A 14,190-nucleotide genomic window follows, 5' to 3' on the forward strand; every position below is an offset into this window, starting at 1 on the left:
CGCCTGCAGGAGCCATTTACAGGCTACCGCTCAACTCGGGAACCGCCTCGAACAAGTCCGCCACCAGGCCGTAATCAGCCACCTGGAAGATCGGCGCTTCTTCGTCCTTGTTGATCGCAACGATCACTTTGGAGTCTTTCATACCGGCCAAATGCTGGATCGCGCCGGAGATACCGACCGCGATGTACAGCTGTGGCGCAACGATCTTGCCGGTCTGGCCGACCTGCATGTCGTTGGGTACGAAACCTGCGTCGACCGCCGCGCGCGAAGCGCCGACCGCCGCGCCCAGCTTGTCGGCCAGGGCGTACAGGTGCTTGAAGTTGTCACCGTTCTGCATGCCACGACCGCCGGAAACAACGATCTTGGCAGCGGTCAGCTCAGGACGATCCGACTTGGCCAGTTCTTCGCCAACGAAGCTGGAAGTGCCAGCATTGTGCACAGCCGCAACGGCTTCAACGGCAGCCGAACCCCCTTCCGCGGCAACCGGGTCGAAACCGGTGGCACGCACGGTGATGACTTTGACGGCAGCTGTCGATTGCACGGTGGCAATGGCGTTACCGGCGTAGATCGGGCGCTTGAAGGTGTCGGCGCTTTCCACCGAAACGATCTCGGAGATCTGGTCAACGTCCAGCTGCGCGGCAACGCGTGGCAGGATGTTTTTGCCGTTGGAGGTGGCGGCAGCCAGGATGTGGCTGTAGCCAGCGCCCAGCTCTGCAACCAGCGGGGCAACGTTTTCCGGCAGTTGGTGCGCATAGGCAGCGTTGTCAGCCAGCAGTACTTTGCTCACGCCAGCTACTTTTGCTGCGGCTTCAGCCACGGCGCCAGCGCCTTGACCGGCGACCAGTACGTGGATGTCGCCACCGATTTTGGCGGCGGCAGCAACGGTGTTCAGGGTGGCCGGGGCCAGCACCTTGTTATCGTGTTCGGCGATTACGAGGATAGTCATGATCAGGCTCTCCAATTCAAAGCACCTTCGCTTCGTTTTTCAGTTTCTCGACCAGTTCAGCCACCGACTTGACCTTGATCCCCGCGCTGCGTGCAGCTGGCGCTTGGACTTTGACGGTCTTGTTGGTGGAGGCGGTGGAAACGCCCAAAGCATCAGGAGTCAGCACTTCAAGAGGCTTTTTCTTGGCTTTCATGATGTTTGGCAGGGACGCATAACGCGGCTCGTTCAAACGCAGGTCGGTGGTGACGATGGCCGGCAGTTTCAGGGAAACCGTCTGTGCGCCGCCGTCGATTTCGCGGGTCACGGCAACGCTGTCGCCGCTGACTTCGACTTTAGAAGCGAAGGTGCCCTGGCCATAACCGGTCAGTGCAGCCAGCATCTGGCCAGTCTGGTTGTTGTCGCTGTCGATCGCCTGTTTACCGAGGATCACCAGTTGTGGCTGCTCCTTGTCGACAACGGCTTTGAGCAGCTTGGCAACGGCCAGCGAGGTCAGTTCTTCAGCGGATTCGACGAGCACCGCGCGGTCGGCACCCAGCGCCAGAGCGGTACGCAGCTGCTCTTGAGCAGTGGATGGCCCTACGCAAATGACGACGATTTCAGTCGCGATGCCCTTTTCTTTCAGGCGTACGGCTTCTTCCACAGCGATTTCGCAGAAGGGGTTCATCGACATTTTGACGTTAGCCAGATCGACGCCGCAATTGTCCGCCTTGACGCGAACTTTCACGTTGTAATCGACCACTCGTTTGACTGCGACGAGGACTTTCATAATGGATCTCTCAGTGTGAAAAAAACGGCATTCAAGCGGCATCAAGCAAGGCGGCATAGGCCTTGAGGTGATAGTCATCGTCACCGAATTGATGGCTGAGCATCACCAGGCGTTTGGCGTGGTGCGCCAGGGAATATTCCCACGTCATGCCGATCCCGCCGTGCAGCTGGATTGCCTGTTCGGCAATGCTGCGCGCGGCGCGGGTGACGATGAACTTGGCGGCGGCCAGGGTCCGGGTGCGTTCAAGGCTGTGCGCTTCGTCGCAGCAGCACGCGGCCAGGATGGCCATGCTGGTGGCCTGTTCCAGTTCGGTGCGCATGTCGACCATACGGTGCTGCAGCACCTGGAACTGACCAATGGCCACACCGAACTGCTGACGGGTCTTCAGGTATTCCAGGGTCAGGCGACAGGCTTCCTGCATGCTGCCCAGGGCATCCGCGCACTGTGCGGCAATCGCTCGCCCTTGTTGATAACGCAACGCTGCCAGGGCCTGGCCTGGTTCACCGAGTACCTGATCGGCAGAGACCCTCACCTTGTCCAGATACAGGTCGCAGGCTTTGCGGCCATCGACCGTAGGATAAGTGCGGCGCTCGACACCGACGGCCTGCGGATCAATCAAGAACAGGCCAATGCCCTGCTCATCACGACTCTCACCGCTGACCCGTGCGCTGACCAGCATCAAGCCGGCCTGATGCCCGCCGATCACCACCGCTTTCCTACCGGTCAGCGTCCAGCCCTCGGCCGTCTGTTCGGCACGGGTCTGCACATCGTTCAGGTGGTAGTGGCTCTGGGGTTCGGCAAAGGCCGTGGCCAGCAGCAATTGACCGCTGGCCACTTGTTGCAACAGGTCTTGCTGGGCCGGGCTGCCGAGTTGCATCAGTAACCCTCCCGCATAAATCACCGACTCCACATAAGGTTCCAGGCACAAGCCTCGGCCGAACTCAGTCATCAACAGCATCGTGTCGACGCCGCCCCCGCCAAAACCACCCAGGGCCTCGGGAAACGGCACTGCCGTCAGCCCCAACTCACCCAGTTGCTGCCAGAAGGCAAGGCTGAAGCCCGCATCGCTCTGGGCATACTGCTCTCGCGCCTCGAAGCTGTAGGCATCGCGTACCAGGCGTGTCGCCGTGTCTTGCAGCATTTGCTGCTCTTCGGTCAGTTTGAAGTCCATGGTCAGAGCCCCTTACAGTTCGAGAATCATCTTGGAGACGATGTTTTTCTGAATTTCGTTGGAGCCGCCGAAGATCGACAGCTTGCGCAGGTTGAAATACTGGCTGGCCAACGCCACGCTGTAGTCGGCGTGCAGGGGTTCGCCTGGGTAATCCAGGTCCAACTCTTCTTCCAGAAACGGCAACGCGTACGGCCCGATCACCTTGCGCAGCAAGTGGCTGATCGCCTGGCGGACTTCAGTGCCCTTGACCTTGAGGATCGAACTTTCTGCCCCCGGCACCCCGCCGTCCTTGGCCGCAGCCAGGGTACGCAGCGTGCTCATTTCGGTGGCCATGAGTTGCATCTCCACCTCCGCGACCTGGGCGCGAAACAGCGGGTCGTCGAATATCGGCCGGCCTTCGCTCATCTGCTTGCGGGCAATGCGCTTGAGGTGGGCAAGCGCGGCCTTTGACGCGCCGATCCCCGCCAGGCCCGTGCGCTCATAAGTGAGCAGGTATTTGGCACACGTCCAGCCGTGGTTTTCTTCGCCAACCAGGTTCTGCACCGGCACCTTGACGTTGTCGAAGAACACCTCGTTGACTTCGTGCTCGCCATCCAGGGTGATGATCGGCCGCACGCTGATGCCAGGGCTGGTCATATCGATCAGCAGGAAGGAAATACCCCGCTGCTTCTGCGCCTGCGGGTCGGTACGCACCAGGCAGAAAATCATGTTGGCGTGCTGGCCCAGGGTGGTCCAGGTCTTCTGGCCATTGACGATGTAAACGTCACCCTCGCGCACCGCACGGGTTTTCAGCGAGGCCAGGTCAGAACCGGCGCCGGGCTCCGAGTAGCCCTGGCACCACCAGTCCTCGCCGCTGAGGATGCGCGGCAGGTAGTGGTCTTGTTGCTGTGGCGTGCCGAACTTGATCAGCACCGGGGCTACCATGTTGACCCCAAACGGAATGCTGCGCGGCGCACCCACCAGCGCACATTCCTCTTCGTAAATGTGCTTCTCTACCGCGCCCCAGCCAGTCCCCCCAAAGGCTACTGGCCAATGGGTGGCGTACCAACCCTGCGCGTTCTGGATTGCCTGCCAGCGCAGGTGGTCATCCTTGGACAAGGGCTTGCCCAGGCGCACCTTGTCGGCCAGGTCCTGGGGTAGTTTGTTGTTCAAGAAGGCCCTGACTTGATCGCGAAACGCCAGTTCTTCAGCGGTAAAATGAATATCCATGTTGTTTCTCCAAGCCGTTGATAGACCGTGAAGCAGGCCGTTATGACTCCAGTTTCCAGTCGGCGAAACGCCGCCCTTCTGCCGCCAGCTGTTCCAGCAGTGGCGCCGGCTCCCACCAGGCGCCGAAGCGTTGGTGGAACTCGCGAATACGGGCCAGTACGTTGTCCAGGCCAAGGCTGTCGGCATAAAACATCGGGCCGCCTCGCCAGGCGGCAAAACCGTAGCCGTTGAGGTAGATCACATCGATGTCGCTGCTGCGTCGGGCGATGCCTTCCTGAAGAATTTTTGCGCCCTCGTTGATCAAGGCGAACACGCAGCGCTCGACGATGTAGTCATCGCTCAAGGCGCGGCGCTCGATGCCTTTCTCGCGGGAGACGGCTTCCAGCAACGGCAACAGTTCAGGGTTGGGCTCGGGACGGCGGGAGCCGGGGGCGTAGCAGTAGAAGCCCTGGCCGGTCTTCTGGCCGAGCATTCCGGCCGCGTACAACGTGTCGAGGACATCGGGCAGCGGGTAGTTCGATGGCAGCGTGGCGCGCTGGCGTTGGCGAATGCTCCAGCCAATATCCAGCCCGGACAGATCGCGCATGGCATTCGGGCCCATGGCCAGGCCGAAGTTGCGCAAGGCACCATCAACCTGCTCCGGGGTAGCGCCCTCCTCCAGCAAGAACTCGGCCTCGCGGCCATACTGGAAGATCATCCGGTTGCCGACAAAGCCATCACAGACGCCCACCACCACGGCAATCTTGTTCAGCCTCTTACTCAGTTGCATGACCGTGGCCAACACCTCAAGACCGGTGTGCCGACCGCGCACGACTTCAAGCAGACGCATGACGTTGGCCGGGCTGAAAAAGTGCAGGCCCACCACGTCTTCAGCCCGTGAAGTGAAGCCGGCGATAACGTCCAGATCCAGCGACGAGGTGTTGCTGGCAAGGATCGCGCCGGGCTTGCACACCTGATCCAGGCGCTCGAACACCTGGCGCTTGACCTCCAGGCTTTCAAACACCGCCTCGATCACCAGGTCGGCAGTGGCCAGTTCGCTGTAGTCCACCCCGCCATGCAGCAGTGCCAGGCGCTGCTCCATCACGGCAGGGCTCAAGCTGCCACGGGCGACGCTGGCTTCGCAGGTTTCTCGGGCGCGTTGTAATGCCCGCTGCAGGGCGGGCTCGTCGACTTCCATCAACATCACGGCAATACCGGCGCTGACAAAACTCAAGGCGATGCCCACGCCCATGGTGCCGCCACCGATCACCCCGACGCGCTCAATGACACGCACCGGTGTGTCCTTGGGCAAGTCGTCGATATGAGCGCATTGGCGCTCGGCAAAAAAACCGTGGACCAGGGCCGCACGCTGCTCGGAAGCCAGGCATTCCTGGAACAGTGCGCGCTCGCGTTGCAAACCTTCGACCAGCGGCAACAAGGTCGCCGCTTCTACGGCGGCGACACAACGGGGTGGCGAAAAGAACCCCGGCAAACGCTTGGCGACGTCGGCGCGCTTGGCGGCGATCAATGCGCCGTTGTCGACGCCCTTGAGCGCCGCAGCCTGCTCGCCGGTACGCCGTACGCCCAAGCCGCTGTCCAATACCCGTTGAGCAAAAGCGATCCCGGCGGCGCGGGGATCACCGTCAAACAGCTCATCGACAATCTGATGTTCCCGGGCTTGAAGAGCATTGATGGGCTGGCCTGAGACAATCATCTCCAGCGCCTTGGCCACCCCCGCCAAACGGGGCAAGCGCTGCGTGCCACCCGCCCCCGGCAGCAACCCAAGCTTGACCTCCGGCAGCCCAACCTTGGCATCGCGGCGCGCGATTCGATAGTGACAACCCAGGGCCATTTCCAGGCCACCGCCCAGGGCCGTGCCATGGATCACCGCAACGCAGGGCTTGTCGCTTTGTTCGTAGGCGTTGACCACTTCCGGCAGGCTCGGCGCCTGAGGTGGTTTGCCGAACTCCTTGATATCCGCCCCGGCAATGAACGTGCGGCCGCTGCACAGCAACACCAGCACCTTGGCCTGCGTGTCGATCTGGGCCTGGTGCAAGGCCCGCAGCAAGCCTTCACGCTGGGCCTGGCCAAGGGCGTTGACCGGCGGGTTGTTGAGGGTGATCAGTGCAACCTCGCCTTGGCGCTCGTAGTTGACGCTGGAATTCATCTGAGCCTCGACACATTGTTTTTATTGGAATCATATTCCGCGCTGCGGAACATGCGGATCGATATTATCAAAGAGACATGTTTTGGCAAACGGTTTATGGAAAGATCTCCGATTAAAAAAAAGCTGACACCTTGGAGGGTGTCAGCTTGGTCAGCGGGAGAACTTGAAGGCTCAGGCGTCAGCCGCTGGCACCTGCCGGCCAGGCACCACCACGGCAGGATCCTTGGGTGCCCAGCTTTTCAGGCGCTCCAAGCTCTCGCGGTAGGAGCGCAGGCCGGCCATCAAAATCACCACCGCCAGCACCAGGGAGATGCCAGTAACCACGGCCAACGAGTAACCCAGCGCCGAATCACTGCCAAACACGTAATCCGTGCCCAAGGCTACGGCGGTCGGGCCGATACCCAGGCCGATCAGGGTCACGGCAAACTGATAGAGCGCCGATGCCTGCCCGCGCATCGGGCTGGGCACGACTTCCTGGACCGCCAGGGGGCCAACACCGAACGGCATGCTCACGGTAAACACGTGAAACGCCATCAGCACCAAGGCCAGGTTCTTGTCGTCAACCAAGTAGCCCAGGTTCGACGGCAAAGTCAGCACTGCGGCAAGGATCGCGATGCGCAGGGGGGCGTCCCGATGACCGCGCTTGACCAGCCAGTCACACAGGCGTCCACCCAGCAGCAGGCCAAGGGAGCCGCAGATCGCCAGCATGCTGCCGTAAATCACCCCGACTTGCGGCACGCTCATATCGAACGAACGCACAAAGAAAGTCGGGATCCAGGCACTGCTGCCGTAGGCCGTGAAGGTCAGGCAGGCAAACCCGAGGTTGTGGCAGAGCATGGTCCGACGGTTTTTACGCAGGTAGTCGACAAACTCCGAGAACGGCAATTGCAGCCCCGCACCGACCCCTTGGCGCACCGGCTCGCGCAGCAACAGCAGGCACAATGAGAAGACCACGCCAATGGCGCCAAGAATCAAAAACACCATCTGCCACGGGCGCACGATGCCAATCAGCGGCAACGTCATATCGCCCTGGCTGGTTGCGAAATGCACCGCGACGCCGCCGAGCAACAGCGCCACGCCCGACCCCAGATAAATCGCCGTCGAGTACACGCTGAAGGCCGTGCCGCGACGCTCAGGGGTGAAGCTGTCGGAAATCATCGAGTAGGCACAAGGCGCCAACGATGCCTCGCCCGCCGCCACACCGATGCGGCAAAAGAGAAACTGCCAGTAACCCTTGGCCATCCCGCACGCGGCGGTCATGCCACTCCACACCAAAATCCCGCACATCAGCAGATTGCGCCGGCTCTTGCTGTCGGCAATCCGCCCCAGGGGAATGCCACAGAAGGTATAGAAGATCGCAAACGACAGGCCCATCAGCAGGCTCATCTGGGTGTCGCTGATGTCCATGTCTTGACGAATGGGCCCCACCAGCAGGTTGAGAATCTGCCGGTCCACGAACGATAAAACGTAGGCCAGCATCAGCACACTGACGGTGAACCAGGCGCGTACACGTGATGGATAAAGTGTGTTCTTCATAGCCGCTACGACCTCATTGTTGTTATGGACCCGCCCGGAAGGCTGTCATCGACTCGACTACAGGAGTGGCAAGGTGTAACTGACGATCAGGCGGTTATCGTCCAGGTCACTGCCAAAGTGATTCATGCGCAGGGACGAGTTACGCCACTTAACCCCCAGGTTTTTCAACGTGCCGCTCTGGAATACGTAGGCGATATCGGTATCGCGCTCCCATTCCGAACCGGTCGGCTTGCCAGCACCCAGCTCAATCCCGCTGCCATAGAGGTAGCGGGTCATGAAGGTCAGGCCCGGGATACCGATAGCGGTGAAGTTGAAGTCGTAGCGGGCCTGCCAGGACTGCTCGTCCCGATTGGCAAAGTCGTTATTGGAAACAAAGTTGGGCAGGAAGGCATCGGCGCCATGGATATAGGCGTAGCCGGTGTCGCCACTCATTTTCTGATAGGCCAGGCCAAAGGCATGACCGCCCAGGGTGTAGGTGAGCATCGCCGCCAGGGCCGTGTTGTCGATATTGCTGTTGCCCTGGTTAGTCGACCTTGCGTAGCGCACGTCACTCTTGAGCGACTGCCCTTCGCCCAGTGGCAATAGATGCAACAGGCTGAAATTGTGCTGGCGATAAAAACTGTCGAGCTCACCGTAGAAGTAATTGCCGCTTAACTGGTTGCTCCACTTGTAACCGACACCGGCAAAGTTGAACTCATCGGTGGTCGCGCCCTTGGTCACACGAATGCCCTTGGCGTTGGCCACTGACGGCGTCAGGTCTTCCCGGTTGGTCGAATCGCGCTGGGTCACCTGGCGGATCTGGCCCGCATCGACGGTCACATTGGCGAACTCCTGGGAATTCAAATGCACCCCCTCGAACGTTTGCGGCAACAAACGCGTGTCATTGAATTGCACCACCGGCAAACGCGGATGCAGCGTACCGATCCTGAGCAGGCTCTTGGACGCCCGCACCTTGGCAGTCAGGCCAAGGGCGCCACTTTCATCGACTGAACGGCCATCTCGTTGACGAGGCAACAAACCGGAACCGGCGCGATCATGGCTGGAGTCGAGCTTCAAACCGGCCAAACCGATCGCATCCAGCCCAAAGCCGACAGAGCCTGCAGTGAACCCTGATGCGTAGCGCAGCAAAAAGCCCTGGGCCCACTCTTCCTGCTTGGATTGAGTGGTGCTGGCCTGGCTGTAGTCGCGATTGATGTAGAAATTGCGCAGCTCGACGCTGGCCTTGCTGTCCTCGAAAAAACCAGCCTGCGCCGATGCTGACAGGCCAATTTGCCCAATGGAAAACAGCAGACACGTGGCAATAACGCGGGAATGGCGCTCCATGATGCAGCCCTATTTTTGTTGTTATGTGTGAAGCTCCTGCGGCGCCTTGCCAGGGGCAAAGGCGCGCTACAGCTTTTATAATCCAATAAGTTTCGCTGTGCGAAATCGTATTTTGAATTAACGACAAAATATAAGCATTTCGCGAAATTTAAGTAAAGTGCTGCCAGGAAAACAAAATCGCTTAATGGGTAAGTGATTGTTTTATATTTATTATTTTTAATAAAAGCCTGGTCGTCATTTGATCGAGCATTTCGCCAGGCAAAACACCCACCGCAAATCATCAGAACACGGCAGCCAAACCTGGAAAGAAGGCTTTAGAAGATGGCGGCTGCTGCCGACGTCTTTCTAAGCGTCAAGTGGAGATCGTGCTTTGATTGATGGTCAGGTTTCGACGTTGGATGATGTCGGTGCCCCAAACTTTGTTGGGTTCTACGACATCGAACGGGCGTTTCAGCAGGCTGGGTAAGGTGACCGCTGGCTTACCGCTGTACATTTCAGGGCGTCGTCGATACCCAGCAGACAGGCAACCCGCTCCTGAACCTCTTTAGTATCTGATGCGGCCACTCGATCATGGCATAATGATATCTATGGCGACTTGGAGTCGCCTGAAACCTGATAAAGCCCAGACCGATAAAGGACTTACGATGCACTCTCGCATTAAGATGTTTGTAGGTAGTATTGGCTTCGCTTTCCTCACCGGCTGCGCATCCGTGCCAATGGGCGCCCCTGATGCGGACGCCAAGCTCAAGACCTTCTCAGCCCCCCCACAGGACCAAGCCGGACTGTACATTTATCGGGATAGCTTCGCAGGACAGGGCTTGAAGAAGACTGTGACTGTGGATGGCAAGGCGATTGGAGAGACAGCTAACCGCGTTTACTTCTACCGACTTGTAAACGCTGGTAGCCATACGATTGGTACAGAATCAGAGTTCAGCGATAACCTGATCAACCTAGTCGCTGTAGGTGGAAAGAACTACTACATACGTCAGTCAATAAAGATGGGGGTGTTCGTAGGTGGTGCCAGCCTCACTGTCGTCCCTGAAGCTGTAGGTCAAGCACACCTGCAAAAATGCGAGCTGGCAGCTTCGCAGTAACGTCGCGAGATAATCCTGTGGGCACATTCGCAGAGCTCACAGGACGCCTTACCTCTGATTCACAGCCTGTATAGCTGATGCTTTCAAACTATGTCCCCATTGAATAGGTCGCCAGACAACTTGGCCATGACGATACGACGATGGTGAGAAAGCACTATGGACGGTGGCCCCCCAATGATACGAGGATCATGGCGGGGATCATGTCGAACATGTTGGGATTTCGAAACTAGACTTCGCCGTGCAGTCACAATCTCTCTAATTCGTCATTTTATGAGAGCAACGACCCTGTTTCTTTACATGACGATACGCCCCCATTCCCAAAGAGTATTTCATGTCTCGCAACTTTGTTTCAGAAGCAGATGCTGCGATTGCGCTGGACCTTGCGCTACGCGTAGAAAGCGGTCACTTACGACGCGTTGCTGCATTCAATCTCCTAACGACTACGTACCAGTTCGCACCACACACCGCCAACGCTTACTTGAATTGCTACCCACACCTACGTCGCGGTACACCTTGGAAAGCAACGGTATCTGTGAACGCTGTCCGAGTGATGCTCGAAACTATCGCTACTGGTGGAGCAAATGATTTGCTCACTGCCCTTCAGTCCGTAAAAGGTCACTTGGAATACTTTGCTGGTCGTGGCAAAACACTTATCGCTCTACAAGCCCTACTCCAAGAGTTCCAGTTGCAGCTCGCACATACGGCTCAAGTTCTTCAGTCCGAACTTGATCTTGAGAGTCGAGTACGTGCATCGTCTTTGGATGATCCCGCACTTCGACGCCAGCGGTTGGCGCTCGCCACAAAAAAACCAAAACGTTCCGTACGTATCGTCCACGACTACTATCGCAACGCTGACGTCGTCGTAGAGGTTCTTGACCGAGCTCAAGGTGTTTGTGAAGACTGCGGTGAGCCAGCGCCCTTTCACCGGCGATCAAATGGCACCGCATACCTTGAGGTGCATCATTTAATTCGCTTGGCAGATAACGGCGATGACTCGGTAGAGAACGCAATTGCCCTCTGTCCGAACTGTCACAGGCGCATGCATTTTGGATGATCAGAACGTTGAGAGCGAACAGGTGTTTGATCGAAGTGCAGGGAGTATTTAATCGGCGCTTGCCCTAAAAATGCCCTAACTTGAACGCCAGAAACGAAAAAGCCCCCGTAATCAATAACAATTACGGGGGCTTTGTCTTGTTCAATAATGGCGGAGAGATAGGGATTCGAACCCTAGGTACCGGTGAAGGTACAACGGATTTCGAATCCGTCCCATTCGGCCACTCTGGCATCTCTCCAACGGCGCGCATCATAACAGCCTGTTTCGTGGAAGCAAAGCGCCGAAGCAATTTTTTTCCGTGCTATCAGATGCTTGCGTCGATTACAGCGGTACGCCGAGACGGTTGGCGACTTCTTCGTAGGCTTCGATAACGTCACCAAGGCCCTGGCGGAAGCGGTCTTTGTCCATCTTCTTGCGGGTGTCTTTGTCCCACAGTCGGCAGCCGTCCGGGCTGAATTCGTCGCCCAGGACGATGGAGCCGTCGTGGAATACGCCGAATTCCAGTTTGAAGTCCACCAGCAGCAGGCCGGCGTCGTCGAACAGTTTGCTCAGGACGTCGTTGACCTTGAGCGACAGTTCTTTCATGCGCGCCAGTTGCTCAGCGGTGCCCCAGCCGAATGCCACGACGTGGGATTCGTTGATGAACGGGTCGCCCTTGGCGTCGTCCTTGAGGAACAGTTCGAACGTGTAAGGGTTGAGCTTGAGGCCCTCTTCCACGCCCAGGCGCTTGACCAGGCTGCCGGCGGCGTAGTTACGCACGACGCACTCGACCGGGATCATGTCGAGTTTTTTCACCAGGCATTCGTTGTCGCCCAGCAGTTTGTCGAATTGGGTCGGGATGCCGGCCGCTTCGAGTTTCTGCATGATGAAGGCGTTGAACTTGTTGTTCACCATGCCCTTGCGGTCGAGCTGTTCGATGCGCTTGCCGTCGAACGCCGAGGTGTCGTTGCGAAACAGCAGGATCAAGCGGTTGGCGTCGTCGGTCTTGTACACCGACTTGGCTTTGCCGCGGTAGAGTTCTTCACGTTTTTCCATGATGGGCTCCGCTTGGTAAGTAGGTGGGCTAGGCGATATGTCGCCAGTCGAGCCCTGAATCTTGATCGGCCAGTTGCAGCCAGTCCGGGTCGCACCCGAGGGTGTCGACAAAACATTGCCGGGCAAGCTGCGGCAGGTTGTTCTTGCTGCTCAGGTGGGCCAGGACCAGGTGTTGCAGGTCTTGCCAGCCCAACTCATACACCAGGTACGCCGCCTGGTGGTTGTTCAAATGTCCCAGTTCGCCACCGACCCGCTGCTTGAGAAAGTACGGGTAGTGACCGCGCGCCAGCAGGTCACGGCAATGGTTGGACTCGATCATCAACGCATCGAGGTCACGATAGCCTTCCAGCACCTTGGCACAGTAGGAACCCAGGTCGGTAAGCAGGCCAAAACGGCGCTCGCCATCACTGAATACATATTGCGTGGGCTCGTGGGCATCATGCGCCACAGCAATCACGTCGATGCTCAAGGCTCCGATCTGCAGTTGCTCGCCACCGGCCAGGAAACCTGCGGGTTCAATGGGTTTGCGCATCCCGCGCAAGGTGCCGCGACTCAGGTACACCGGAAGATTGTAGCGCCGAGACAGCAAACCCACGCCATGCACGTGGTCGGCATGTTCGTGGGTCACTAGAATCGCGCTCAGCTGCGCGGGGTGAACCCCCAGGCGCAGCAGGCGTCGCTCGGTTTCCCGCAGGGAGAAACCACAATCCACCAGGACGTACGTATCGTCATGGGCTACAAGCGTGCCGTTCCCTTGGCTACCGCTGCCGAGAACAGCAAAACGCATCGGATCAGCCCAGGTTGTCCTGAATCACGCCCAACACTTTGCGCGCCGTTTCTGCTGGTGCCACGGTGTTGATGTTTTTCTCGACGGTGACTTGCACGTTGTCGCCGACCTTGCTCAAGCGTACTTGATAGCGCTCGGCGCGGGTCTCGATCTCTTCCTTGGTCGGCTCGCTGCCGAACAACTTGCTGAAGAAACCACGCTCGTCGTCTTTCTTCTCGGCCTTTTCAGCCACGTTGATGTAGTACAGGCCCAGGCTGCGGTTGATGTCTTCGACACGCCATGGCCCTTGCTCCAGGGCACGACCGACGCTGGCCCAGGCACGGTCCAGGTCTTCACCCAGGTTGAGCACAACGTTGCCGCTGCCGTCTTCGGTGAGGCTGACACGGCTAGGGGTGTCGTAGTCACGGGCGGCGAGCAGGGAAACGGAACCACCCTTCTCGGAGATGCGGCTCATGCTGGCAAGCATCTCGTCGACCAGCGCAGCATCAACACCGCTGTTGACCGAGCGATTGGTGAACTCGACGTTGGCGGTGCTGCCGGCAGGACGCTCGGCGCTGACCACGTAGACTTCACTGGTATTGCGCTGCACGCCTGGCTCGATGCGCACACGGATGCGGCTTTCGCTACCGGCGGCGACACCACCGGACTGCAAGCGCTTGGCCATGTTGGCCGACAATTCGTTCGGCTGCTGCCACGCAGTGGTGAACTCACCGGTCTGCGGACGTTGCTCGTCAATACGGAAGCCATTGTCCTGGAAAAACTGCACCGCCACCGGCCAGACTTCGGCTGGTGGGCGCTGGGCCATGATCCAGCGTGAATCGCCGCTTTTCTGCAGGCTGTAGTCGCTGGCATCGGCCAGGGCCGAAATCGGCTGTGGACGCGGCACTTCGTACTCGCCCTTGACGGTGTCGTCGGCCACGTTGCGCGGGATCGGCAGCAACGGGTCAAGGCGCTTGGCGACGTTGACGTCCGGCGGTAATTGCATCGGTGCGGTTTGTTGTGCTTCCAGGTAATCGCTGCCGCGGTCACGGAAGTAGCCTTCCGGGCCCCAGATCCAACCGCAGCCACTGGTGCTGGAGATAATCAAGGCAAGTGCGGAAAGTCCGGCCAATCGCTTCATGCG

General features: G+C 58.8%; 12 protein-coding genes and 1 tRNA gene. 2 read left to right on the forward strand and 11 right to left on the reverse strand.

Annotated features, from left to right (window positions below):
- Positions 1-16: 16 nt before the first annotated feature.
- The 7 genes from FJD34_RS12790 to FJD34_RS12820 all read right to left on the reverse strand — a co-directional run bounded on the left by FJD34_RS12790 (position 17) and on the right by FJD34_RS12820 (position 9,097).
- On the reverse strand, positions 17-946 hold the full coding sequence (locus FJD34_RS12790; RefSeq protein WP_090293065.1) for an electron transfer flavoprotein subunit alpha/FixB family protein: 930 nt from the start codon (positions 944-946) through the stop codon (positions 17-19).
- Positions 947-962: 16 nt separating this feature from the next.
- Entirely contained in the window at positions 963-1,712 is a 750-nt protein-coding gene (locus FJD34_RS12795; protein WP_090290631.1) for an electron transfer flavoprotein subunit beta/FixA family protein, read from the reverse strand.
- A 31-nt stretch (positions 1,713-1,743) separates the two neighbouring features.
- A complete protein-coding gene (locus tag FJD34_RS12800; RefSeq protein WP_090290630.1) occupies positions 1,744-2,883 on the reverse strand; it encodes an acyl-CoA dehydrogenase family protein in 1,140 nt (379 codons plus the stop codon).
- A 12-nt stretch (positions 2,884-2,895) separates the two neighbouring features.
- The gene (locus FJD34_RS12805; RefSeq protein WP_032857863.1) at positions 2,896-4,092 is read right to left on the reverse strand and encodes an acyl-CoA dehydrogenase family protein; all 1,197 of its coding nucleotides are present in this window, start codon (positions 4,090-4,092) and stop codon (positions 2,896-2,898) included.
- A gap of 40 nt (positions 4,093-4,132) precedes the next feature.
- A complete protein-coding gene (locus tag FJD34_RS12810) occupies positions 4,133-6,238 on the reverse strand; it encodes a 3-hydroxyacyl-CoA dehydrogenase NAD-binding domain-containing protein (RefSeq protein ID WP_090290629.1) in 2,106 nt (701 codons plus the stop codon).
- A gap of 171 nt (positions 6,239-6,409) precedes the next feature.
- Positions 6,410-7,774 (reverse strand): spinster family MFS transporter, encoded by a 1,365-nt coding sequence (locus FJD34_RS12815; protein WP_050593307.1) that lies wholly within the window; start codon positions 7,772-7,774, stop codon positions 6,410-6,412.
- 57 nt (positions 7,775-7,831) lie between these two features.
- Positions 7,832-9,097 (reverse strand): OprD family porin, encoded by a 1,266-nt coding sequence (locus tag FJD34_RS12820; protein WP_050593308.1) that lies wholly within the window; start codon positions 9,095-9,097, stop codon positions 7,832-7,834.
- A 644-nt stretch (positions 9,098-9,741) separates the two neighbouring features.
- Here FJD34_RS12820 and FJD34_RS12825 point away from each other — a divergent pair.
- Both FJD34_RS12825 and FJD34_RS12835 read left to right on the forward strand, forming a co-directional pair.
- Positions 9,742-10,191, forward strand: a complete 450-nt coding sequence (locus FJD34_RS12825; protein WP_050593312.1) for a DUF2846 domain-containing protein — start codon at positions 9,742-9,744, stop codon at positions 10,189-10,191.
- Between the two features lie 331 nt (positions 10,192-10,522).
- Positions 10,523-11,245, forward strand: a complete 723-nt coding sequence (locus FJD34_RS12835; protein WP_090290628.1) for an HNH endonuclease — start codon at positions 10,523-10,525, stop codon at positions 11,243-11,245.
- 148 nt (positions 11,246-11,393) lie between these two features.
- Here FJD34_RS12835 and FJD34_RS12840 read toward each other — a convergent pair.
- From FJD34_RS12840 to bamC, 4 genes are all read right to left on the reverse strand, one after another.
- Positions 11,394-11,483 (reverse strand) — tRNA-Ser (locus FJD34_RS12840).
- 83 nt (positions 11,484-11,566) lie between these two features.
- Positions 11,567-12,280: a phosphoribosylaminoimidazolesuccinocarboxamide synthase gene (gene purC / locus FJD34_RS12845; protein WP_003211975.1), complete on the reverse strand. Its 714-nt coding sequence runs from the start codon at positions 12,278-12,280 to the stop codon at positions 11,567-11,569.
- Between the two features lie 28 nt (positions 12,281-12,308).
- The gene (locus FJD34_RS12850; RefSeq protein WP_032857872.1) at positions 12,309-13,067 is read right to left on the reverse strand and encodes an MBL fold metallo-hydrolase; all 759 of its coding nucleotides are present in this window, start codon (positions 13,065-13,067) and stop codon (positions 12,309-12,311) included.
- A 4-nt stretch (positions 13,068-13,071) separates the two neighbouring features.
- On the reverse strand, positions 13,072-14,187 hold the full coding sequence (gene bamC / locus FJD34_RS12855) for an outer membrane protein assembly factor BamC (RefSeq protein ID WP_032857874.1): 1,116 nt from the start codon (positions 14,185-14,187) through the stop codon (positions 13,072-13,074).
- Positions 14,188-14,190 lie beyond the last annotated feature (3 nt).

Source organism: Pseudomonas brenneri, from assembly GCF_007858285.1.
Classification (GTDB): domain Bacteria; phylum Pseudomonadota; class Gammaproteobacteria; order Pseudomonadales; family Pseudomonadaceae; genus Aquipseudomonas; species Aquipseudomonas brenneri.

Coding starts and splice junctions, on each gene's coding strand:
- FJD34_RS12790 (WP_090293065.1), bottom strand. CDS start 946: ATGACTATCCTCGTAATCGCCGAACACGATAACAAGGTGCTGGCCCCG.
- FJD34_RS12795 (WP_090290631.1), bottom strand. CDS start 1,712: ATGAAAGTCCTCGTCGCAGTCAAACGAGTGGTCGATTACAACGTGAAA.
- FJD34_RS12800 (WP_090290630.1), bottom strand. CDS start 2,883: ATGGACTTCAAACTGACCGAAGAGCAGCAAATGCTGCAAGACACGGCG.
- FJD34_RS12805 (WP_032857863.1), bottom strand. CDS start 4,092: ATGGATATTCATTTTACCGCTGAAGAACTGGCGTTTCGCGATCAAGTC.
- FJD34_RS12810 (WP_090290629.1), bottom strand. CDS start 6,238: ATGAATTCCAGCGTCAACTACGAGCGCCAAGGCGAGGTTGCACTGATC.
- FJD34_RS12815 (WP_050593307.1), bottom strand. CDS start 7,774: ATGAAGAACACACTTTATCCATCACGTGTACGCGCCTGGTTCACCGTC.
- FJD34_RS12820 (WP_050593308.1), bottom strand. CDS start 9,097: ATGGAGCGCCATTCCCGCGTTATTGCCACGTGTCTGCTGTTTTCCATT.
- FJD34_RS12825 (WP_050593312.1), top strand. CDS start 9,742: ATGCACTCTCGCATTAAGATGTTTGTAGGTAGTATTGGCTTCGCTTTC.
- FJD34_RS12835 (WP_090290628.1), top strand. CDS start 10,523: ATGTCTCGCAACTTTGTTTCAGAAGCAGATGCTGCGATTGCGCTGGAC.
- purC (WP_003211975.1), bottom strand. CDS start 12,280: ATGGAAAAACGTGAAGAACTCTACCGCGGCAAAGCCAAGTCGGTGTAC.
- FJD34_RS12850 (WP_032857872.1), bottom strand. CDS start 13,067: ATGCGTTTTGCTGTTCTCGGCAGCGGTAGCCAAGGGAACGGCACGCTT.
- bamC (WP_032857874.1), bottom strand. CDS start 14,187: ATGAAGCGATTGGCCGGACTTTCCGCACTTGCCTTGATTATCTCCAGC.